General features: G+C 67.7%; 15 protein-coding genes. 10 read left to right on the plus strand and 5 right to left on the minus strand.

Translation table 11 applies throughout. The features are described 5' to 3' along the window. Positions 1-260: 260 nt before the first annotated feature. The 7 genes from ACWCQ6_RS12280 (at position 261) to ACWCQ6_RS12310 (ending at position 11,558) form a co-directional block, all read left to right on the plus strand. Positions 261-2,699, plus strand: a complete 2,439-nt coding sequence (locus ACWCQ6_RS12280; RefSeq protein WP_451088163.1) for an ABC transporter family substrate-binding protein — start codon at positions 261-263, stop codon at positions 2,697-2,699. 563 nt (positions 2,700-3,262) lie between these two features. Further along, the gene (gene typA, locus ACWCQ6_RS12285) at positions 3,263-5,134 is read left to right on the plus strand and encodes a translational GTPase TypA (RefSeq protein ID WP_397800397.1); all 1,872 of its coding nucleotides are present in this window, start codon (positions 3,263-3,265) and stop codon (positions 5,132-5,134) included. Positions 5,135-5,674: 540 nt separating this feature from the next. Beyond that, complete coding sequence (locus ACWCQ6_RS12290) at positions 5,675-7,318, plus strand: peptide ABC transporter substrate-binding protein (protein ID WP_451088165.1); 1,644 nt, start codon at positions 5,675-5,677, stop codon at positions 7,316-7,318. 150 nt (positions 7,319-7,468) lie between these two features. Next, positions 7,469-8,395 (plus strand): ABC transporter permease, encoded by a 927-nt coding sequence (locus ACWCQ6_RS12295; RefSeq protein ID WP_451088167.1) that lies wholly within the window; start codon positions 7,469-7,471, stop codon positions 8,393-8,395. Continuing rightward, the gene (locus tag ACWCQ6_RS12300; RefSeq protein ID WP_451088169.1) at positions 8,388-9,341 is read left to right on the plus strand and encodes an ABC transporter permease; all 954 of its coding nucleotides are present in this window, start codon (positions 8,388-8,390) and stop codon (positions 9,339-9,341) included. Before ACWCQ6_RS12295 ends, ACWCQ6_RS12300 begins: the two co-directional genes overlap by 8 nt. Before the next feature lie 14 nt (positions 9,342-9,355). Further along, complete coding sequence (locus ACWCQ6_RS12305) at positions 9,356-10,414, plus strand: ABC transporter ATP-binding protein (protein ID WP_451088171.1); 1,059 nt, start codon at positions 9,356-9,358, stop codon at positions 10,412-10,414. Next, positions 10,407-11,558, plus strand: a complete 1,152-nt coding sequence (locus tag ACWCQ6_RS12310; protein ID WP_451088173.1) for an ABC transporter ATP-binding protein — start codon at positions 10,407-10,409, stop codon at positions 11,556-11,558. Before ACWCQ6_RS12305 ends, ACWCQ6_RS12310 begins: the two co-directional genes overlap by 8 nt. Positions 11,559-11,763: 205 nt before the next feature. Here the strand turns inward: ACWCQ6_RS12310 and ACWCQ6_RS12315 are convergent, their stop codons facing one another. The 5 genes from ACWCQ6_RS12315 to ACWCQ6_RS12335 all read right to left on the minus strand — a co-directional run bounded on the left by ACWCQ6_RS12315 (position 11,764) and on the right by ACWCQ6_RS12335 (position 17,864). Continuing rightward, the gene (locus tag ACWCQ6_RS12315) at positions 11,764-12,849 is read right to left on the minus strand and encodes an ABC transporter ATP-binding protein (RefSeq protein ID WP_451088175.1); all 1,086 of its coding nucleotides are present in this window, start codon (positions 12,847-12,849) and stop codon (positions 11,764-11,766) included. A gap of 26 nt (positions 12,850-12,875) precedes the next feature. Continuing rightward, positions 12,876-13,841, minus strand: coding sequence for an ABC transporter ATP-binding protein (locus tag ACWCQ6_RS12320; protein WP_451088253.1), 966 nt, complete (start codon positions 13,839-13,841; stop codon positions 12,876-12,878). A 71-nt stretch (positions 13,842-13,912) separates the two neighbouring features. After that, positions 13,913-14,893, minus strand: coding sequence for an ABC transporter permease (locus ACWCQ6_RS12325; protein ID WP_451088177.1), 981 nt, complete (start codon positions 14,891-14,893; stop codon positions 13,913-13,915). A gap of 87 nt (positions 14,894-14,980) precedes the next feature. Beyond that, positions 14,981-16,762 (minus strand): ABC transporter substrate-binding protein, encoded by a 1,782-nt coding sequence (locus ACWCQ6_RS12330; RefSeq protein ID WP_451088179.1) that lies wholly within the window; start codon positions 16,760-16,762, stop codon positions 14,981-14,983. 73 nt (positions 16,763-16,835) lie between these two features. Then, positions 16,836-17,864 carry an ABC transporter permease gene (locus ACWCQ6_RS12335; RefSeq protein ID WP_451088181.1) on the minus strand — a complete coding sequence of 343 codons (1,029 nt, stop codon included), beginning with the start codon at positions 17,862-17,864 and terminating at the stop codon, positions 16,836-16,838. 471 nt (positions 17,865-18,335) lie between these two features. Here ACWCQ6_RS12335 and ACWCQ6_RS12340 point away from each other — a divergent pair, with 471 nt between their 5' ends. From ACWCQ6_RS12340 to ACWCQ6_RS12350, 3 genes are all read left to right on the plus strand, one after another. After that, the gene (locus tag ACWCQ6_RS12340; protein WP_451088183.1) at positions 18,336-19,970 is read left to right on the plus strand and encodes a peptide ABC transporter substrate-binding protein; all 1,635 of its coding nucleotides are present in this window, start codon (positions 18,336-18,338) and stop codon (positions 19,968-19,970) included. 199 nt (positions 19,971-20,169) lie between these two features. After that, positions 20,170-21,093 carry an ABC transporter permease gene (locus ACWCQ6_RS12345; protein ID WP_451088185.1) on the plus strand — a complete coding sequence of 308 codons (924 nt, stop codon included), beginning with the start codon at positions 20,170-20,172 and terminating at the stop codon, positions 21,091-21,093. Next, positions 21,086-22,060: an ABC transporter permease gene (locus tag ACWCQ6_RS12350; RefSeq protein WP_451088187.1), complete on the plus strand. Its 975-nt coding sequence runs from the start codon at positions 21,086-21,088 to the stop codon at positions 22,058-22,060. Before ACWCQ6_RS12345 ends, ACWCQ6_RS12350 begins: the two co-directional genes overlap by 8 nt. The last annotated feature ends 10 nt before the right edge of the window (positions 22,061-22,070 follow it).

Genomic DNA, 22,070 nt, shown 5'->3' on the forward strand with positions numbered 1-22,070 from the left:
GCGACGGGCAAGACCATCCAGCGGGAAGACAGGCAACCTGCACGGTGTCCTGCACATCGCTCGTGCGGCGCGGCAGCCGGGGCCGTTGCGCCGCGAGGGTGAGGTTCGGGGCCGGTCGCGCCGTGTCTGCGCCGTCTCTCGCGCGGGGGCGCCTTCAGTGGATGGACGGAAGCAGTGTGATCAACTGCAAATGCCACCAAAACGCACAATCTGGCACACCCGCTGATGGGTGGGTCGGGCCGGCCCCGGAGGTATCAGCCATGTCCCACGTCGGCGTCCCGCGGGGGACGGCCCGAAAGCGCCGCTCCCTCGCGCTCCTCACGGCGGGTGTGCTGACGCTCCCCGTGCTGGCGGGCTGCAGCTCCGGCGACGGCGGCCCGGCCGCCGGGACCTCCCCCCAGGACATCGCGGTCACCGGCCGTGACCTGGTCGCCGAGGGCGGCACGGTCGACTGGGCGATCGACTCCGTGCCCGCCACCCTCAACGCCTTCCAGGCGGACGCCGACAGCTCCACCACCCGGATCACCGGCGCCCTGCTGCCGACGCTCTTCCCGCTGGACGCCGGCGGCAGACCGCAGCTGAACCCGGACTACCTGGAGTCCGCGAAGGTGGTCGAGAGCGAGCCCAGGCAGGTGGTGCTCTACCGGCTCGACCAGCAGGCGGTGTGGAGCGACGGACGGCAGATCGGGGCGTCCGACTTCGCCGCCCAGTGGCGGGCGCTGAGCGGCAGGGACTCGGCGTTCTGGACCGCCCGCAACGCCGGTTACGACCGCATCGAGAAGATCGAGCGCGGCGCCGGCGAGCGGGAGGTACGGGTCACCTTCGCCAAGCCGTACGCGGACTGGCGCTCGCTGTTCTCCCCGCTGTACCCGAAGGAGGTGACCGGCTCCCCGGACGCCTTCAACGACGGAGCCCGGACCACCCTCAAGGCCACCGCCGGCCCCTTCCGGCTGGGCGGGGTGGACAAGAAGACGGGCGAGGTCACCCTCGTCCGCAACCCGCGCTGGTGGGGCAGCCCGGCCAAGCTCGACTCGCTGGTCTTCCGGGCCGTCGCGCCGCAGGACCGGACCGAGGCGCTGGCCGCGGGCAAGGTCGACGTGGCCGACATCGACGCCGCGGCGGCGCACCGGATCGCGCAGGCGACCGGCGGCAAGGGCGCGAACGGGCAGCCGCTCGCCCAGGGGCCCGGCGCCGCGAGCGATCCGGCCGCCGCCCTGCGCTCCTGGGCCGTGGCACACGGCTCGAACGCCGAGGAGGCGGCCGCCGCGCAGGCGGCCAGGGAGAAGAGCCGGGCCGCCGCCGAGGCGTACGCCGCCGAGCAGGGCGGGCTGAGCGCCTACGTGGTGCGCAAGTCGCTGGAGCCCGCCTACACCCAGCTCGCGCTGAACGGCGAGTCCGGGCCGCTCGCCGACGACCGGGTGCGCCGCGCGGTCGCCCGTGCCCTGAACCGCCAGGAGCTCGTCGACACCGTGCTGGGGCCGCTCGGCCTGCCCGCCCGGCCGCTCGGCAGCCACCTGGCCCTGGCCGGACAACCCGCGTACGAGGACAACAGCGACCTCCTCGGCGGCCAGGACACCGAGGAGGCGCAGGCGCTGCTGGCCGACGCGGGCTGGACGCCGGAGGGCGCGGTCAGCAAGTCGGACGGCACCGAGGCGGGCAGCGAGGCCGGCAAGAAGAGCAGTAAGGACGAGGAGAAGAAGGGCGGTAAGGACGAGGAGAAGAAGGGCGGTAAGGACGAGGAGAAGAAGGGGACGGGCGCGACGGCCGGGAAGGCGGGCAGCACGGACGACAAGTCCGGCGACGGCGCGGACCGGCGCGAGCCCGCCTCCGACGACGGCCTGCACATCACCGGCGCCGACGGCGAGCCCGGCGACGGCGACCCGGCGGGCGGCGCCGCCACCACCCACGTACTCGCCCCCGCCCCCGCCGCCGCGTTCCACAGCTCCGCCCTGCTGCGCCAGGCCGGACACCTCTCCGAGTCCGGCACGTCAAAGGACGTCCCCTCCCGGATGTCCGCCCAGGACCAGCGGCCGGACGGCGCCGCCGGTGCGTACGCCCCCGCGGGCACCGCGGCCCCCGCCCGGGGAGCCGACGGACGCCGCGGGCCGCTCGGCAAGGACGGCAAGCCGCTGACCCTGCGCTTCGTCCTGCCGTCCGGTCCCGGGTCGGCGCCGCTGCGCAGCGTCGGGGACAAGATCGCGGCGATGCTCGATTCGGTCGGCATCCGTGCGGAGATCACCAAGGTCCCCGACGAGAGCTACTTCAACGACCACATCGCCTCCGGCAACTACGACCTGGCCCTGTACTCCTGGCCCGCGACCGCCTACCCGGCGACCGACAACCGTCCGATCTTCGCCAAGCCGGTGCCCGCCACCGACGGCTCGCTGCTGGTCGAGCAGAACTACACCCGCGTCGGCACGGACCACATCGACCAGCTCTTCGACCGGGCGATCTCGGAGCTGGACGAGGGCGCCGCCCGGGATCTGATGAAGCAGGCCGACGCCCGGATCTGGGCCGCCGCAGCATCGATTCCGCTCTACCAGCGCCCGCAGCTCGTGGCGGCGGACAAGAAGCTGGTGAACGTCGGCGCCTTCGGATTCGGGGCACCCCGCTACCAGGACATCGGATTCAAGTCCTCGCGGGCCGCCGGAGCCCCGGCGAACCAGCAGAGGCACACGGCGGACGAGAAGCTGCGGTAGCGGAGAAGAACCAGCAGGTCAGAACAGCGCCGGAAGCTCAGAACTGGCTCAAATCCCTTGCCCGCCGGATTGCCCGGCGGGCAAGGTCGCTTCTGCCCGTGGACTCGGGTGGCCGCTCAATCCCCCCACCTCCGAGCCCCCACCCCGGAGCCCCTACTCCGGTTCTCTCGGAGATTCCGCTTCGGAGCCCCACCTCCGGAGCCGCGCGATCCGCGTCCGCCTCCGCCGCCTGCCGGGCCCGGTGCCACCGGTGAAATCCACCGGAAGAACCGGCCACCCGGGCGGAAACGCGAGGCGGACGCGGGAACGCGAACACGGGGCGGACGCGCACTCCCACCGACGCGGCCGTGCTCGTCGGTGCCCGGTGCGACCGCCGTCCGCGCCGGCTCGGCGCACCCGGGAGGAGGCCTGTCGCGAGGCCGGTAAATCTTGCCGGGGAAGCCGCTGCGGCGCCAGCCCCGTACCATTGGACGAGCCGTGGCGTGTCCGCCCGGCGGGCGTACGAGGACTTGAGACCGACTTAGACGCCTGATCCCACGATCCGAGAGAAGCGCAAGCCACCCATGCCCACGCGCCACGACATCCGTAACGTAGCCATCGTCGCCCACGTCGACCACGGCAAGACCACGCTGGTCGACGCCATGCTCAGGCAGGCCGGCGCCTTCGCCGCGCACGCCGCCGAGAACCTCGACGAACGCATGATGGACTCGAACGACCTGGAGCGTGAGAAGGGCATCACGATCCTCGCCAAGAACACGGCGGTGAAGTATCACCCCAAGGACGGCGGGGACCCGATCACGATCAACATCATCGACACCCCCGGCCACGCCGACTTCGGCGGCGAGGTCGAGCGCGGTCTGTCGATGGTGGACGCGGTCGTGCTCCTGGTCGACGCCTCCGAGGGCCCGCTTCCGCAGACCCGCTTCGTGCTGCGCAAGGCGCTCGCCGCGAAGATGCCGGTCATCCTCTGCATCAACAAGACGGACCGCCCCGACTCCCGGATCGCCGAGGTCGTCGACGAGACGTACGACCTCTTCCTGGACCTGGACGCGGACGAGGACCAGATCGAGTTCCCGATCGTCTACGCCTGCGCCCGTGACGGCGTCGCCTCGCTGACCAAGCCGGAGGACGGCACCGTCCCGGCCGACAGCGACAACCTGGAGCCGTTCTTCTCCACGGTCCTGGCGCACGTCCCGGCCCCGGAGTACGACGAGGACGCCCCGCTCCAGGCCCACGTCACCAACCTGGACGCCGACAACTTCCTCGGCCGTATCGCGCTCTGCCGCGTCGAGCAGGGCGAGCTGCGCAAGGGCCAGACCGTCACCTGGATCAAGCGCGACGGCACGATGTCCAACGTCCGCATCACCGAGCTCCTGATGACCGAGGCGCTCACCCGCAAGCCGGCCGAGAAGGCGGGCCCGGGTGACATCTGCGCCATCGCCGGTATCCCGGACATCATGATCGGTGAGACCCTGGCCGACCCCGAGAACCCGATCGCGCTGCCGCTGATCACGGTCGACGAGCCGGCCATCTCGATGACCATCGGTACCAACACCTCGCCGCTGGTCGGCAAGGGCGGCAAGGGCCACAAGGTCACCGCCCGCCAGGTGAAGGACCGCCTGGACCGCGAGCTGATCGGTAACGTCTCGCTCCGCGTCCTGGACACCGAGCGCCCCGACGCCTGGGAGGTCCAGGGCCGCGGTGAGCTCGCGCTGGCCATCCTCGTCGAGCAGATGCGCCGCGAGGGCTTCGAGCTCACGGTCGGCAAGCCGGAGGTCGTCACCAAGCAGATCGACGGCAAGACGCACGAGCCGATCGAGCGCATGACGATCGACTCCCCCGAGGAGCACCTCGGCGCGATCACCCAGCTGATGGCGACCCGCAAGGGCCGCATGGAGACCATGACGAACCACGGTTCGGGCTGGGTCCGCATGGAGTGGATCGTTCCGTCCCGCGGCCTCATCGGCTTCCGTACGGAGTTCCTGACGCAGACCCGCGGCACGGGCATCGCGCACTCCATCTTCGAGGGCCACGAGCCGTGGTTCGGCGAGCTGCGCACCCGTCACAACGGCTCGCTGGTCGCCGACCGCGCGGGTTCCGTGACGCCGTTCGCCATGGTCAACCTCCAGGAGCGCGGTGTCATCTTCACCGAGGCCGGCACCGAGGTCTACGAGGGCATGATCATCGGCGAGAACTCCCGCGCCGACGACATGGACGTGAACATCACCAAGGAGAAGAAGCTCACCAACATGCGTGCGGCTTCCGCCGACACCACGGAGAACGTGGTGCCGGCCCGCAAGCTCTCCCTGGAGCAGTCCCTGGAGTTCTGCCGCGAGGACGAGTGCATCGAGGTGACCCCGGAGACGGTCCGTATCCGCAAGGTCGTCCTCGACCAGAAGGAGCGCGGTCGCGCCGCGTCGCGCGCCAAGCGCTGATCCGGCTCCGGGCGCCGGGCGCGCCCGAATGAGCAACGGGGCCCGGCCCTCCGTCAGTTGACGGGGAGCCGGGCCCCGTCGTGCGAGGGTCCGGGGGTCGTCCGGGCGCACGGTTTCGCAGCCGGACTCGCATCCGGTGTTGCTTCAGCAACCGCGTGGAACAGAAGGCTCGTTGTCAAGAGGGACGATCAGGCGCCTGTCCAGTGGTTTTCTTCGGTGATCCGTCCGCATATCGATCGTCGCTCTCCGAAAGCTGCGTTAACGGTCCGTTTCGAGCGTGTCTGTCTGAGATCACTTTGTCCGGATTTCGGGCAATCGAGCTTCCTCGATGTTGTCAAAACGAGACCCCTTAAGTGTGGTTTACAGCCCGGTCGTACTTAATAGTTGGCTCCGTTGAGCTCGGGTCAATGGGTCACGCACTGTGGGGAGTGCCGACTCACGAGCACACTAGGGGCACTGAACGATCGCCGTCAGGGGTGTCGGTGTATCACTCCAGTGCCCTTCTTGTAGTCAAAAGTGGACTCATGAGGAGGAAAACCCATGCGTGGTGCCAAGAGCGCCAAGTGGGTCGCGGGAGCGGCCATCATCGCCCTGGCTGCGACCGCCTGTGGTGGTGGCGACAAGGACAGCGACAGCGGCATGAAGTCGGGCAAGGCGGACCCGAACGGGATCCTGACCGCCCAGCTCGGTGAGCCGCAGAACCCGCTGCAGCCGGCCAACGCCAAGGAGAGCCAGGGCAGCCGTGTCCTGCGCACCATCTTCTCCGGCCTGGTCGACTACGAGCCCGGCACCGGCAAGCTCACGTACGTCAACGCCGAGTCCGTGACGCCCAACGCCGACTCGTCCGTGTGGACCGTCAAGCTCAAGCCGGGCTGGAAGTTCCACGACGGCACCACGGTCACCTCCAAGTCCTACGTGGACTCCTGGAACTGGTCGGCCAACGTCAAGAACAACCAGACCAACTCCAGCTGGTTCCAGGACATCAAGGGCTACGAGGACGTCCACCCGGCGAAGGGCAAGCCGAAGGCCGACAAGATGTCCGGTCTGAAGGTCGTCGACGAGAACACCTTCACCATCACCCTGACCGGCCCGGTCTCGTACTTCGCGTACAAGCTGGGTTACGACGTCTGGGCGCCGCTGCCCGAGTCCTTCTTCAAGGACCCGGCCGCCGCCGGCCAGAAGCCGATCGGCAACGGCCCCTACAAGTTCGTCTCGTGGGACCACAAGAAGCTGATCAAGGTCCGGAAGTTCGACGGTTACCAGGGCCCGAACAAGGCCAAGAACGGTGGCATCGACTTCAAGAACTACACCACCGCCGACGCCGCCTACTCCGACCTGCGCTCGGACAACCTCGACTGGATCGAGCAGATCCCGACGACGTCGCTGACCAGCTACAAGCAGGACCTCGGCGACCGTGCCATCGACGCCGAGTACTCCGCGGTGCAGTCGATCGTCCCGGCGTTCTACACCAAGCAGTTCAAGGACATCGACCCCAAGGTCATCCAGGGTCTGTCGATGGCCATCGACCGTGACACGATCACCAAGACCGTGCTGCACGGCACCCGTACCCCGGCCGACTCGTTCGTCGCCCGCGGTGTGCTCGGCTACAAGCCCGGCGCCCTCGGCGACATCGTGAAGTACGACCCGGCCAAGGCCAAGGCCCTCATCAAGGAGGGTGGCGGCGTCCCGGGCAACAAGATCTCGATCCAGTTCAACGCCGACCAGTCCCACAAGCCGTGGGTCGACGCGGTCTGCAACAGCATCCGCAAGGCCACCGGCGTCGAGTGCGTCGGCGACTCCAAGCCGGACTTCCAGGCGGACCTGAACGCCCGCGACAACAAGCAGGTCAAGTCCATGTACCGCGGTGGCTGGGTGCTCGACTACCCGGTCAACTCGAACTTCATGCGCGACCTGTACGGCACCACCGCCGCCGGTAACACCTCGGGCTACTCCAACAAGGAGTTCGACGCCCTCGCGGCGAAGGCCGACAAGGCCAAGACGCTCGACGAGACCGTCGAGATGTACCAGGAGGCCGAGCAGCTCCTGAAGAACGACATGCCGGCCATCCCGCTGTGGTTCTACAAGAACAACTCGGGCCAGTCCAACAACGTCTACGGCAAGATCGTCTACGGCCAGGACGGTGACCCGATCTTCACCGACGTCCAGGTGAAGGCCAAGAAGTAACCATCGGGATCCGACGGCCGGTTCCGCCGTTCCTCTCAGAGGGCGGCGGAACCGGCCCGTAGGCGTAGGCCCCGGGGCTCTCCCCCCACACCCCGCGGCGGAGACCACTCTGAGACGGCCATCGCCGACCCCTCACGGCATGGAGGCATGATGGGGCGCTACGTCGCAAGGCGACTGCTCCAGATGATCCCGGTATTCATCGGGACCACTCTGATTATTTTCCTCATGGTCCACATCCTTCCCGGCGACCCAATCCGGGCGATGTGGGGAGACAAGGCGGCAGACCCCGCACAGGTCGCGTCGTTGCGCCATGAGTTCGGACTCGACCAGCCCCTGTGGAAGCAGTACGTCGACTACATGGGCAATCTCTTCCAGGGCGACTTCGGCAAGACCTTCGGTGGCCGCGAGGTCATCGACGAGATGTCCGAGTCCTTCCCGGTGACGCTGCGGCTGACCGCCGTGGCGATGCTCATCGAGATCGTCGTCGGCATCGGGCTCGGCGCCTGGGCGGGCCTGCGGGCCGGCAAGGCCGCCGACACCGGCGTGCTGATCTTCACCCTGATCGTCATCTCGATCCCGGTGTTCGTGCTCGGCTACCTCGCCCGCTTCGTCCTCGCGGACCAGCTCGGCTGGGTGGCACCGAACGTCCAGGACTCCACCGACTTCACGCAGTTGTTCCTGCCGGGCTTCGTACTCGCCATGCTCTCCATGGCGTACGTGGCACGGCTGACCCGCACGACGTTCGCGGAGAACCTGCGCGCCGACTACATGCGCACCGCCATGGCCAAGGGCCTGCCGCGGCGCCGCATCGTCGGCGTCCACCTGCTGCGCAACTCGCTGATCCCGGTCGTCACCTTCCTCGGTACGGACGTCGGCGGATTCATCGGCGGCGCGGTCGTCACCGAGGGCATCTTCAACGTCCAGGGTGTCGGGAACCTGCTCTTCAAGGCGCTGCAGCAGCGCGAGGGTTCGACGATCGTCGGCGTTGTCACGGTCTTCGTCCTCGTCATCCTTGTGATCAACCTGCTCGTCGACCTGCTGTACGCGGTCCTGGACCCGAGGATCCGTTATGCCTGACGCGACCAAGACCCAGACCGAGACCGAAGCGGTGGTGGACGCCACCGCCGCTCCCTCGGCCGCCACCGGCAAGGCCCAGGACAAGCCGCGCAGCCTCTGGGGCGACGCGTGGTTCGACCTGCGTCACCGCCCGATGTTCTGGATCTCCTCGATCCTGCTGCTGCTCCTGCTGGTCATCGCGGCGTTCCCGGGGCTGTTCACCAGTGCGGACCCGCGCGACGGCGACCTGACCAACCACTTCCTGACCAAGCCGGAGCTGACGCACTTCTTCCAGCCCGACTGGTTCGGTTACGACGGTCAGGGACGTTCGATCTACGCCCGTGTCATCTACGGCACCCGCGCCTCGATCATGGTCGGCGTCGGCGTCACCGTCGTGGTCACCCTGATCGGCGGCCTGCTGGGCATGCTCGCCGGTTACTTCGGCGGCTGGCTCGACTCGGTCATCTCCCGGATCACCGACATCTTCTTCGGTATCCCCTTCCTGCTCGGTGCGATGGTCGTCCTGAACGCCTTCACCGACCGCAAGGTGTACGTGGTGATCCTGGCCCTGGCCTTCCTGGGCTGGACCTCGATCTGCCGTGTGATGCGGTCCTCCGTCATCACCGCCAAGCAGGCGGACTACGTGACGGCGGCACGCGCGCTCGGCGCCGGCACCTCGCGGATCCTCTTCCGGCACGTACTGCCGAACGCGCTCGCCCCGACGATCGTCGTGGCCACCATCGCGCTCGGCGGGTACATCTCGGCCGAGGCGACGCTCTCGTTCCTCGGGCTCGGGCTCGCGGACCCGACGATCTCGTGGGGCATCGACATCGCCGAGGGCAGCCAGGCCATCCGGGACAACCCGCATGCGCTGCTGTTCCCGGCAGGAATGCTCAGCCTCACGGTCTTCGCGTTCATCATGCTCGGCGACGCGGTACGCGACGCCCTCGACCCGAAGCTGCGCTGAGGAGGGCGTACGACGTGACCATCATGGACAAGACAGCAGACATCCCGGCGCCCCGCGCCGGGGGGTCGGACGACGCACCGCTCCTCGAAGTGCGCGACCTGCACGTGGAGTTCCACACGCGTGACGGTGTCGCCAAGGCCGTCAACGGCGTGAACTACCGCGTGGACTCGGGCGAGACCCTGGCCGTGCTCGGTGAGTCCGGTTCCGGCAAGTCCGTGACCGCTCAGGCGATCATGGGCATTCTCGACATGCCGCCCGGCAAGATCCCGCAGGGCCAGATCCTGTACCGCGGCCAGGACATGCTCACCATGAGCAACGAGGAGCGGCGGAAGATCCGCGGCCAGAAGATCGCGATGATCTTCCAGGACGCGCTCTCCTCGCTCAACCCCGTGCTCTCGGTCGGCTACCAGCTCGGCGAGATGTTCCGTGTCCACCAGGGACTCTCCAAGAAGGAAGCCAAGCTCAAGGCCATCGAGCTGATGGAGCGGGTCAAGATCCCCGCCGCCAAGCAGCGGGTCAGCGACTATCCGCACCAGTTCTCCGGCGGTATGCGCCAGCGCATCATGATCGCCATGGCACTGGCGCTGGAGCCGGACCTGATCATCGCGGACGAGCCGACCACCGCGCTCGACGTGACGGTCCAGGCCCAGGTCATGGACCTGCTCAAGGAGCTCCAGACCGAGTTCAACATGGGTCTGATCCTGATCACCCACGACCTCGGCGTCGTCGCCGACGTCGCGGACAAGATCGCGGTCATGTACGCCGGCCGGATCGTCGAGACGGCACCGGTGCACGAGCTCTACAAGCGGCCCGCGCACCCGTACACCCGCGGCCTGCTCGACTCGATCCCGCGGCTCGACCAGAAGGGCCAGGAGCTCTACGCGATCAAGGGCCTGCCGCCCAACCTGCTCAAGATTCCGTCCGGCTGCGCCTTCAACCCCCGCTGCCCCAAGGCGGAGGACATCTGCCGCACGGAGATTCCGGCCCTGGTGCCGGTCTCCGAGCAGGACGGCAGCGAACTGCCCGGACGCGGCAGCGCCTGCCACTTCTGGAAGGAGACGATCCATGGCTGAGCACGACAAGACGGACGGTTCCATGGACGCCACCCCGAACGTCACCGATGTCGTGGCGGTCGACGCCAAGGACGAGACGGCCGCGGTCGCTGCCATCGAAGCCCCGGTGGAGCGCGGCGAGCCGATCCTCCAGGTGCGCAATCTGGTCAAGCACTTCCCGCTGAGCCAGGGCATCCTCTTCAAGCGCCAGGTCGGCGCGGTCAAGGCCGTGGACGGGGTCTCCTTCGACCTCTACCAGGGCGAGACGCTCGGCATCGTCGGCGAGTCCGGCTGTGGCAAGTCCACGGTCGCGCGCCTGCTGATGGCGCTGGAGACGGCCACCTCCGGCGAGGTCTTCTACAAGGGCCAGGACATCACCCGGCTGTCCGGCCGCGCGCTGAAGGCGGTCCGCCGGAACATCCAGATGGTGTTCCAGGACCCGTACACCTCGCTGAACCCGCGCATGACGGTCGGCGACATCATCGGCGAGCCCTTCGACATCCACCCCGAGGTGGCCCCGAAGGGTGACCGGCGGGCCAAGGTCCAGGAGCTGCTGGACGTCGTCGGCCTCAACCCGGAGTACATCAACCGCTATCCGCACCAGTTCTCCGGCGGCCAGCGCCAGCGCATCGGCATCGCCCGCGGCCTCGCGCTCAACCCGGAGATCATCATCTGCGACGAGCCGGTCTCCGCGCTCGACGTGTCGGTGCAGGCGCAGGTCATCAACCTGATGGAGAAGCTCCAGGACGAGTTCAACCTCTCCTATGTCTTCATCGCGCACGACCTGTCGATCGTCCGGCACATCTCCGACCGGGTCGGTGTGATGTACCTCGGCAAGATGGCCGAGATCGGTACGGACGAGGAGATCTACGACCACCCGACGCACCCCTACACCCAGGCGCTGCTGTCGGCGGTCCCGGTCCCGGACCCCGAGGCCCGTGAGCGCGGCGAGCGGATCATCCTGACCGGTGACGTCCCGTCGCCGGCGAACCCGCCGTCGGGCTGCCGCTTCCGTACCCGTTGCTGGAAGGCCCAGGACAAGTGCTCCACGGAGCTGCCGCTGCTGGCCGTTCCCGAGCGCTTCAAGGGCTCGGACAGCCCCGCGGCGCACGAGTCGGCCTGCCACTTCGCCGAGGAGAAGGACGTGGTCGGCGCGGCTTCGTAGGACGGCCCGTGTGACACGTCTCGTATGACGCGGAAGCGCCCGGAACCGATCGGTTCCGGGCGCTTCTTCCTTTTCCCGGAACCGGCGCGCAGGTGGCTCGGGTCAATGGGCTCACGTGCTCGGTTCCTCGGGATCGGGGAGCCCCGCGTCCACGGACCGATCGGGTCCCTGTCCGCGGGGCGTCCCGGAGGCCGGGGCAGGGGCGTCAGGCCCCGGCCTCGGGGTCTTCGGCGGTCTTGTCGAGCTTCGGCCCCGAAGAGGCGTCACGGGCCTTCGGGACGGCCGGGACGGTCTGCGTGTCCTCCGGGTAGTGGCAGGCCGTCAGATGGCCTTCCCGGCTGCCCTCCACCCGCACCAGCGGCGGGGCCTCGCTCGCGCACTTGTCCGTGGCCTTCCAGCACCGCGTACGGAAGCGGCAGCCCGACGGAGGGTTGACCGGGGACGGCACGTCACCGGACAGGCGGATGCGCTCCCGGGCCGGGGTGTCGTCGGCGGTCGCCTCGGGCACGGCCGAGAGCAGCGCCCGGGTGTACGGGTGACGCGGGTTGCCGTACAGGTCCTCGCGGTCGGCGATCTCCACGATCTTGCCGAGGTACATGACCGCGACGCGCTGCGAGAAGTGACGCACGATCGCCAGGTCGTGGGCGATGAACAGGAACGCGATGCCGAGTTCCTTCTGCAGCTTCTGCAGCAGGTTCACCACCTGCGCCTGGATCGACACGTCCAGCGCCGAGACCGGCTCGTCGGCCACGATCAGCTTCGGCTCCAGGGCAAGGGCGCGGGCCACCCCGATGCGCTGGCGCTGACCGCCGGAGAACTCGTGCGGGAAGCGGTTGTAGTGCTCCGGGTTGAGCCCGACGGTCTCCAGCAGCTCCCGCACCCGCGCCTCACGGCCGCCGGCGGGGTTGATGTCGTTGATCTCCATCGGCGCGGTGATGATCTTGCCGACGGTCTGCCGCGGGTTCAGTGAGGCGTACGGGTCCTGGAAGATCATCTGGATCTCGGAGCGGACCGGGGCCAGCTCCTTGCGCGTGGCATGGGTGATGTCCTGCCCGCGGTACGAGATCGTGCCCGCCGTCGGCTCCAGGAGCCGGGTGATCAGCCGGCCCGTGGTCGACTTGCCGCAGCCGGACTCGCCGACCAGGCCCAGGCTCTCGCCCTCGGCCACGCTGAAGTCCAGCCCGTCGACGGCCTGGACCGCGCCGACCGTCCGCCGGATCGGGAAGCCGCCCTTGATCGGGAAGTGCTTGGTGAGTCCGGAGACTTCCAGGAGGGGATCTTTGCTGCTCATGGTGGGGAAGTCCCGTCTCTTGTACGTCAGTTGGGCCGGGTGCCGGCGAAGTCTGCGAAGAACTCGGCGCGCTGCTCGGCGGTGAGGTGGCAGGCGGCGCCGCGTCCGGCGGTGAGCTCCAGCGACGGCTGTTCGCTCGCGCAGCGCCCGCCGCCGACCTGCTCGGTGAACGAGCACCGGGGGTGGAAGCGGCAGCCGCTCGGCGGGTTGAGGAGGCTCGGCGGGGAGCCGGGGATCGGCGACAGCGGCACGTCGACCGGGCCGTCCAGGCTCGGCATGGAACCCAGCAGCCCCCAGGTGTACGGGTGCCGGGGCGTCCGCAGCACCTCCTTCTTCGTACCGCGCTCGACGCAGCGGCCGCCGTACATCACCAGCACGTCGTCCGCGATGTCGGCGATGACGCCGAGGTCGTGGGTGATGAAGATGATCGAGGTGCCGGTCTCCTGCTGGAGGTCCTTGAGCAGGTCCATGATCTGGGCCTGCACGGTGACGTCCAGCGCGGTGGTCGGCTCGTCCGCGATCAGCAGTTCCGGGTCGCAGACCAGCGCCATGGCGATCATCGCGCGCTGGCGCATGCCGCCGGAGAACTGGTGCGGATAGTCGTCCACCCGCAGATCGGGCTGCGGGATGCCCACCTTGGTGAGCATCTCGACGGCCCGCGCCCTGGACTCCCGCTTGGAGGCGCCGGTGTGCTTGCGGTACGTCTCGCCGATCTGCCTGCCGATGGTGTGGTACGGCGAGAGCGAGGCCAGCGAGTCCTGGAAGATCATGGCCATCTTGTTGCCGCGCAGCCGCTCCAGCTCACGCTCCGAGGCGGTCAGCAGATCCTGCCCGTCGAGCAGGATCTCGCCCTCGATCTCGGTGTGGTCGGGGTGGTGCAGGCCGAGGATGGTCAGGTTGGTGACGGACTTGCCGGAACCGGACTCGCCGACGATGCCGAGCGTCTTGCCCTTCTCGATGTCGAAGGACAGCCCGTCGACGGCCTTGACCATGCCGTCTTCGGTGGAGAAGTGCACGCGCAGATCACGTACGGAGAGGAAGGGGGTGCTCACTGGATCTCTCCCTAGGCGAGGCGGACGCGCGGGTCGATGAGGGCGTAGACGGCGTCGACGATGATGTTGAAGACGACGATCGCCGCTGCCGCGATCAGGACCACACCGAGGATCAGCGGGAGGTCGTTGTCGGAGACGGCCTTGACCGAGAGGGCGCCGATGCCGTGCAGCCCGAAGGTCTTCTCGGTGATGATCGCGCCGCCCAGGAGGAGGCCGATGTCGAGACCGAAGATGGTGACGATCGGGCCCATGGCGCCGCGCCAGGCGAATCTGAAGAACACCGTCCGGCGGGAGAGGCCCTTGGCGCGTGCGGTGCGCACATAGTCCTCGCTCAGACTCTCCACGAGCTGGGAGCGGGCCATACGGGTGTAGTTGGCGGTGAAGATCAGCGCCAGCACCAGCCAGGGCAGCAGCAGCCCGGAGAACCAGCCGGCCGGGTCCTCGGAGAAGGGGACCTCCTTGGGGCGGCTCAGGATGTGCCACTGGTCCGCGAGGTAGTACATGGCGATCACACCGACGATGTAGATCTGCATCGAGGAGAAGATCAGCGACGCCGAGGAAGCGATCTTGTCCAGCGCCTTGCCCTGCTTGACCGCGGCGAGCATGCCGGTGCCCACACCGAAGACCACGAAGACGACCGCGCTGCCGACGGAGAGGGAGAGCGTCGTGGGGAGGCGGTCCAGGATGGTGCCGACGACCGGCTCACGGTTGTGGAAGGAGTAGCCCAGGCACGGGGCCGGGCAGTTTCCGAAGGAGGTGTAGTCCCGGCCGACGAACACGCCCTGGAGCCAGTGCCAGTACTGCACGGGCAGCGGATCGGCGATGCCGAGGTTGCGCCTGACCAGCTCCAGCGTCTCGGGTGTGCACACCTTGCCGCAGGCCACACGAGCTGGGTCGCGGGGCGCGACATAGAAGAGGACGAAAGTGATGACACTGATGATCAGCAGGATGACCAGTGCGCCGATTGCCCGGCGTATGAGGAAGCGGAACATGGCGATGGATTTCCCTGGCAGGCGCCGACGAGGGGGAGAGGAGCGGGCGGGGCGCCACGCGGGCGCCCCGCCCCGGGAGTGTCGGCGTCAGGCCTTCACGAACAGCTTGTAGAAGACGGCCGAGGACCACAGCGGGTGGAACATCGCGCCGCCGACCTTCTCGCCGTAGAGGTAGAAGCGGCGCTGGAACGTCTCGGGGATGATCGGCGCCTGCTCCGTCATGATCCGCTTGTCCAGGGCGGCCCAGGCCTTGCCGGCCTCCGCCGGGTCGGCGATGGTGACGTTCTTCTTGATCGCCTCGTTGACCCAGTCGACGTTCAGCTGCGAGATGTTGTTGGCGCCGTTGGCGACGGTGCCGCCGTCGAACAGCGGCTGCACCAGCGTGTAGCCGGTCGGCCAGTCCGGGGACCAGCCGAACCACATCACGTCGAACTGGTTGTCGATCTGCTGGATCTGGTCGTAGTAGCTGGTGGAGTCCAGCGGCTTCATGACCGGGGTGAAACCGGCCGCCTTGAGGGCGTTCTCGATGACGACCTTGGTCTTGTTGTAGATGTTGCTGGTGGGGAAGGCGTAGACGACCTTCTGGCCCTCCTTGCCGGCCTCCTTCAGCAGCTTCTTCGCCGCCTCCGGGTCGCCCTGCGGCTTCTTCAGCTTGCCGTAGACGTCGTCCTTGGCGTAGCCGACGATGTCGGGGCTGAGGATGGACGTCGCGTAGTCACCGGACGAGGGGCCACCGTAGATCTTGCGGATCTGCTCCAGCGGCCAGGCGTGGATGATCGCCTGACGGACCTTCAGGTCCGTGATCCGCTTGGTGTTGATCGCGTAGTAGTAGATGCCGCTCAGCAGGCCGTTGAAGGTGCGCTTCTTCAGCTCGGGGTCGGTGAGGACCTTCTGGATGCGCTCGGCCGGGACACCGCTGTACGCCATGACCGCGTACTGGTCGTCGCCGTCGTTGGCGATCAGGCGGTCGGCGGCCTGGAGGGCCTCGGGGCCGAACTCGTAGACGAAGCTGTCCGGGTACGCGTTGCGGATCGAGTCCGTGTTGGGGTCCCAGTGGGGGTTGCGCACCAGCGTCATCGACTTGTCGATGGAGTGCGCCTTGATGCGGTACGGGCCGCAGCTGACCGGGTCCTTGTCGTACTTGTCCTTGGTGTCGCCCTTGACCGGGACGGCTCCGTAGGAGGTCATCGCCAGGGTGAAGTTGAGGTCCGGGCGGGCCTCGGCCAGCTTGAAGGTGATCGTCTTCGCCTTGGCGTCGGTCACGATCGAGTCGAGGTGCTTGCCGCCGAACGGGCCCTTGTACTTCGAGCGGAAGTCGGCCGTTCCGGTCAGCGCGGTCTGGGTGTAGCCGGCGCCCTCGGTGGTGAAGCTGGCGAAGCCGCGCTCGATGCCGTGGCGCACGTCATCGATGGTGAGTTCCTTGCCGTCCTCCCACTTCAGACCGTCCTTCAGGGTGAAGGTCCAGGTCTTGCCGCCGTCGGACATGGTGCCCGCGTCGGTGGCGAGGTCGCCGACCAGCTTCATCGAGCCGTCCGCCGCGATCTTGTATCCGGTCAGGGCGCGGATGAAGAGGTCACCGATCGCGGAGTTCCACGAGAAGTAGATGCGCTGCGGGTCCAGGTGCGAGAAGTCGTCCGGGGCGAGGCCGCGGATCGTGCCGCCCTTCTTCGCGCCCGGTACCTCGGCGGCCGGACCCGTGGAGTCGGCCTTCGTGCCGACCACGACCGAGCCGGTGTACTTGTCGGCACCGCCGTGTCCGGCGCCGCCGCTCTTCTTGGCCGTGCTGCCGCTGCTGCACGCGGAGAGGACCATCGAACCGCCGGCCGCGACCGACGTGGCGATGACGAAGTTTCTGCGGGAAAGGGACATGGCTTCCTGCTCTGGTCGAGGGAGAGAAACGATCGTTCCGGTGGGCCCCGTCGCCCACCGGAGGAAGTGCGGTTCAGCGCTTGGTCTTCGGGTCCAGTGCGTCACGCACCGAGTCGCCCAGCAGGTTGAAGGCGATGACGAAGATCACCATCGAGAGGCCGGGGAAGAGCATGAAGGTGATGTCCTGCTGGTAGACGTCCGATCCGCGCTGGATCATCACGCCCCAGTCGGGTGTCGGGTCGGTGAGACCCACGCCGAGGAAGGCGAGGCCCGCCTCCGCCGTGACGTAGGCGGGCAGCGCGAGAGTGGCCTGGATGAGGATCGGCGTCCAGAGGTTGGGCAGCAGTTCCTTGAAGATGATCCGCGCCGGGGACGCGCCGGTCACCCTCGCCGCCTCGACGAACTCGCGCTCGCGCAGGGCGAGTACCTCGCCGCGCAGCAGTCGTGCGATGGACGCCCAGCCGAAGGCGGTCATGACCGAGATGAGGCTGACGACGGTCAGCCAGACCGGGGTGTTCTCCTCCGGGGAGACCAGGATCGAGAGCAGTACCGGCCAGAAGGCGATGAAGAAGAGCGTGGAGGGGAAGGCCAGCAGGATGTCGATGACCCGGCCCACGAGGTAGTCGGTCTTGCCGCCCAGGTAGCCCGCGGTGATGCCGACGGCGATGCCGATCACCGTCACCAGCAAGGTGGTTGCCGCGGCGATGAGCAGGGAGTTGCGGATCCCGTAGAGCAGGAAGGTGAAGACGTCCCGACCGAGGCTGGGTTCGATGCCGAACCAGAAGTCGCCGCTGATGCCGCCGTTGGGCAGCATCGGAGAGCCGAAGTCGTCCAGCAGACCGGGTTCGTTCTGCCCGTACGTCGTGTACGGGTCCTTGCCGTACAGCTTCGCGATCAGCGGCGCACAGATGCCGATCACGAAGAAGAAGATGACCACATAGGCCGAAATCACGCCCGTACGGTCGCGCTTGAAGCGCAGCCAGGCCATCTTGCCCGGAGAGCGGCCGTCGCCGCCCTTGGTCGCGGACGGGCCCGCTGCGGGCTGCGGCTTCGCGTCCTCCACCTCAACAGGGGTGGCGGCTTGCGGCGTTGGAATCGTCATGGTGCTCCTGGCCCGGAGGGTCGAAGGACTCCGCAGGGCAACACCTACGGGCTACCCGGACTTTTTCAACGCAATTCATGCAGGGTCAATGAATGTCCGACGCCCTTGGTGTGCTCTTTGGAAACTTGACCAGTTCATGACCTTTGCAGGGGCGTAGCTTTGCTTCCGTTTGGCTTTTTCGAAGGCGTGTTCGCGACTTAACGGGTGAAGTCCGGCAATGAGTCCGATATGCGGGCGCTGCTGTCTCGGAATTCGTACATCCGATCAGGCCGGCTCGCGGTCGATGCGTATTCGATGCATGGCCGTTATCGCTCCGGTGTCTGCCAGACCCTCGTCCGGATCTCCTCCGCCCGCGAAGTGCCACTCGAATCGGCTCCGACGCGCCCGAATGGGTGGAGTAAATGTGCGTGATGTCCGTGATGAGGTGATATTTGACCCTACGTAAGGCGGAGCACTACGAGGAGGCACTTCATGCGCGGAGCCACACAGGCCAAGTGGGCCGCATGTGCGGTGGTCGTCGCCCTGGCGGCGACGGCATGCGGCGGCGGGGGCAGCAGCGGCGGTGGCGGCGGTGGGGCGAACGGAATCGTGAGCTCTTCCTGGGGTGACCCGCAGAACCCGCTCGAACCCGCGAACACCAATGAGGTGCAGGGCGGCAAGGTCCTCGACATGATTTTCCGGGGGCTCAAGAGGTACGACCCGAAGACCGGCGCGGCCACCAACATGCTCGCCGAGAAGATCGAGACCAAGGACAACCAGAACTTCACGGTCACCGTGAAGGACGGCTGGACCTTCAGCAACGGCGAGAAGGTCACCGCCAAGTCGTTCGTGGACGCCTGGAACTACGGCGCCCTGCTGAAGAACAATCAGAAGAACGCCTACTTCTTCGGTTACATCGACGGCTACGACAAGGTCCACCCCGACACCGGCAGTGCCACGGCCGACAAGCTCTCCGGCCTCGAGGTCGTCGACGGCAGGACGTTCACGGTCAAGCTGTCGCAGAAGTTCTCCCTGTGGCCCGACACCCTCGGCTACCCGGCCTTCGCCCCGCTTCCCCAGGCCTTCTTCACCGACCACGCCGCCTGGGTGTCCAAGCCGATCGGCAACGGCCCGTACACCGTCGACAAGTACACCAAGGGCTCGTCGATGAGCCTGCGCAAGTGGGACAAGTACCCCGGGGACGACAAGGCGCAGAACGGCGGCATCGACCTCAAGGTCTACACCGACAACAACACCGCCTACACGGATCTGACGGCCGGCAACCTCGATCTCGTCGACGACGTGCCCGCCTCCCAGCTGAAGAACGTCAAGGCGGACCTCGGGGACCGGTACATCAACACCCCCGCCGGCATCATCCAGACCCTCGCCTTCCCCTTCTACGACAAGAAGTGGGACACCCCCGGCGGCATCAAGGTCCGCCAGGGCCTGTCGATGGCGATCAACCGCCAGCAGATCACCGATCAGATCTTCCAGAAGACCCGCACCCCCGCCTCCGACTGGACCTCCCCGGTCCTCGGTACGGAAGGCGGCTTCAAGAAGGGGCTGTGCGGCGCGCCCTGCGAGTACAACGCGGCGAACGCCAAGAAGCTGATCCAGGAGGGCGGCGGCATCCCCGGCGGCCAGCTGAAGATCTCGTACAACGGTGACACCGGCTCCCACAAGGAGTGGGTCGACGCCGTCTGCAACAGCATCAACAAGGCGCTGGGCAACAACAAGGCGTGCGTCGGCGCCCCGGTCGGCACCTTCGCCGACTTCCGCAGCCAGGTCTCGCAGCAGAAGCTGACCGGTGCCTGGCGGGCCGGCTGGCAGATGGACTACCCGCTCATCCAGAACTTCCTCCAGCCCGTGTACTACACGGACGCCTCGTCCAACGACGGCAAGTGGAGCAACCAGCAGTTCGACGGGCTCGTCGACAAGGCCAACGCCGAGTCCGACAAGGCCAAGGCCGTGAAGACCTTCCAGGACGCGGAGAAGGTCCTGGTCGAGCAGATGCCCGTCATCCCGCTCTGGTACCAGAACGGCAGCGCCGGCTACTCGGACCGGATCACCAATGTGTCGCTGAACCAGTTCAGCGTTCCGGTGTACGAGCAGATCAAGGTCAAGTGACCCGACGAGAGGCCCTGCGGCCGGGTGGCCGGTGCGTTCCTGGCACCGGCCACCCGGTTTCCCCGTCCCCCGACGTCACTCCCCGGCACCGAGCCCCAGGGCCTCTCGTTCGGGTCAGGCCGGGCTCGCGTGCCCCGGCTCCCTGACCCGGCCTGATCCAGATGAAAGACCCCAGCCCCCGCGACCCCCGGAGCCCTGCATGGGACGTTATGTGATCCGGCGGCTGCTGCAGATGATCCCGGTCTTCTTCGGCACCACGCTGCTGATCTTCCTCATGGTGAATGTGATGGGCGACCCCATCGCGGGTCTCTGCGGCGACCGCCAGTGCGACCCGGCGACCGCCGCCCAGCTCCGCTCGGAATTCGGCCTCGACAAGCCCGTCTGGCAGCAATACCTCACCTACATGGGCAATGTCTTCACCGGCGACTTCGGCACCGCGTTCAACGGGCAGAAGGTCACCGAGCTGATGGCCACCGCCTTCCCCATCACGATCCGGCTCACCGTCGTCGCGATCGTCTTCGAGATCGTCATCGGCATCAGCCTCGGTGTCGTCACCGGTCTGCGCCGCGGCCGCCCCGTCGACACCACCGTGCTCATCCTGACCCTGGTCGTCATCTCCATCCCGACCTTCGTCACCGGCCTGCTGCTCCAGCTCCTCCTCGGAGTCCAGTGGGGCATCATCAAACCCTCCGTCTCGCCGGAGGCACCCTTCAACGAGCTGCTGGTACCCGGGCTCGTCCTCGCCTCGGTCTCCCTGGCGTACGTCACCCGGCTCACCCGGACCTCGATCGCCGAGAACGCCCGCGCCGACTACGTCCGCACCGCCGTCGCCAAGGGGCTGCCCAGGCGCCGCGTCGTCAGCCGGCACCTGCTGCGCAACTCGCTGATCCCGGTCGTCACCTTCATCGGCACGGACGTGGGCGCCCTGATGGGCGGGGCGATCGTCACGGAGCGGATCTTCAACATCCACGGCGTCGGCTACCAGCTCTACCAGGGCATCCTGCGCCAGAACTCCCAGACCGTCGTCGGCTTCGTCACCGTCCTCGTCCTCGTCTTCCTGGCGGCGAACCTGATCGTCGATCTGCTGTACGCCGTTCTCGACCCGAGGATCCGCTATGCCTGAGCAGACACCGGACGAGGCCATCTCATCGGCCGGAGCAGGAGGCGTGATGGATCTCGCGCTGGAAGAGGGCACGACCCTCGAAAGGACACCGGGCGGCCCCCAGGGCACCGGCCCCGCCGAGAAGCCGCGCAGTCTGTGGTCCGACGCCTGGCGGGACCTGCGCCGCAACCCGGTCTTCATCATCTCGGCCCTGATCATCCTCTTCCTGGTGATCATCTCGATCTGGCCGTCCCTGATCGCCGATCAGGACCCCCTCGACTGCAACCTGGGCAAGGCCCAGGAGGGCTCCCAGCCCGGACACCCCTTCGGCTTCGACGGACAGGGCTGCGACGTCTACACCCGTACCGTCTACGGAGCGCGGAACTCGGTGACCGTCGGCGTCTGCTCCACCCTCGGCGTCACCCTGCTCGGCGGCCTGCTCGGCGGCCTCGCCGGGTTCTTCGGCGGCTGGGGGGACGCGGTCCTCTCCCGCGTCACCGATGTCTTCTTCGGCATCCCGGTGGTCCTCGGCGGGCTGGTCTTCCTCTCCGTGGTCCCCAGCTCCACCGTCTGGCCGGTGATCGGCTTCATCGTGCTGCTGGGCTGGCCGCAGATCGCCCGCATCGGCCGCGGCTCCGTGATCACCGCCAAACAGAACGACTACGTACAGGCGGCACGGGCGCTCGGCGCCTCCAACACGCGGCTGCTGCTGCGCCACATCACCCCGAACGCCATCGCGCCGGTGATCGTCGTCGCCACCATCGCGCTCGGTACGTACATCTCGCTGGAGGCGACGCTCTCGTTCCTCGGCGTCGGCCTGAAACCGCCGGCCGTCTCCTGGGGCATCGACATCTCCGCCGCGTCCCAGTACATCCGCAACGCCCCGCACATGCTGCTCTGGCCCGCCGGAGCCCTGGCGGTCACCGTGCTCGCCTTCATCATGCTCGGCGACGCGGTGCGCGACGCCCTCGACCCCAAGCTGCGCTGAGGAGCCCGCT

Source organism: Streptomyces sp. NPDC001880, from assembly GCF_053594575.1.

What these genes read in the sequence shown, in the direction of transcription:
- ACWCQ6_RS12310 (WP_451088173.1), top strand. Translation starts at nt 10,407, where the DNA reads ATGGCTGAGCACGACAAGACGGACGGTTCCATGGACGCCACCCCGAAC.
- ACWCQ6_RS12280 (WP_451088163.1), top strand. Translation starts at nt 261, where the DNA reads ATGTCCCACGTCGGCGTCCCGCGGGGGACGGCCCGAAAGCGCCGCTCC.
- ACWCQ6_RS12315 (WP_451088175.1), bottom strand. Translation starts at nt 12,849, where the DNA reads ATGAGCAGCAAAGATCCCCTCCTGGAAGTCTCCGGACTCACCAAGCAC.
- typA (WP_397800397.1), top strand. Translation starts at nt 3,263, where the DNA reads ATGCCCACGCGCCACGACATCCGTAACGTAGCCATCGTCGCCCACGTC.
- ACWCQ6_RS12300 (WP_451088169.1), top strand. Translation starts at nt 8,388, where the DNA reads ATGCCTGACGCGACCAAGACCCAGACCGAGACCGAAGCGGTGGTGGAC.
- ACWCQ6_RS12290 (WP_451088165.1), top strand. Translation starts at nt 5,675, where the DNA reads ATGCGTGGTGCCAAGAGCGCCAAGTGGGTCGCGGGAGCGGCCATCATC.
- ACWCQ6_RS12335 (WP_451088181.1), bottom strand. Translation starts at nt 17,864, where the DNA reads ATGACGATTCCAACGCCGCAAGCCGCCACCCCTGTTGAGGTGGAGGAC.
- ACWCQ6_RS12340 (WP_451088183.1), top strand. Translation starts at nt 18,336, where the DNA reads ATGCGCGGAGCCACACAGGCCAAGTGGGCCGCATGTGCGGTGGTCGTC.
- ACWCQ6_RS12320 (WP_451088253.1), bottom strand. Translation starts at nt 13,841, where the DNA reads ATGGTCAAGGCCGTCGACGGGCTGTCCTTCGACATCGAGAAGGGCAAG.
- ACWCQ6_RS12325 (WP_451088177.1), bottom strand. Translation starts at nt 14,893, where the DNA reads ATGTTCCGCTTCCTCATACGCCGGGCAATCGGCGCACTGGTCATCCTG.
- ACWCQ6_RS12350 (WP_451088187.1), top strand. Translation starts at nt 21,086, where the DNA reads ATGCCTGAGCAGACACCGGACGAGGCCATCTCATCGGCCGGAGCAGGA.
- ACWCQ6_RS12295 (WP_451088167.1), top strand. Translation starts at nt 7,469, where the DNA reads ATGGGGCGCTACGTCGCAAGGCGACTGCTCCAGATGATCCCGGTATTC.
- ACWCQ6_RS12330 (WP_451088179.1), bottom strand. Translation starts at nt 16,762, where the DNA reads ATGTCCCTTTCCCGCAGAAACTTCGTCATCGCCACGTCGGTCGCGGCC.
- ACWCQ6_RS12345 (WP_451088185.1), top strand. Translation starts at nt 20,170, where the DNA reads ATGGGACGTTATGTGATCCGGCGGCTGCTGCAGATGATCCCGGTCTTC.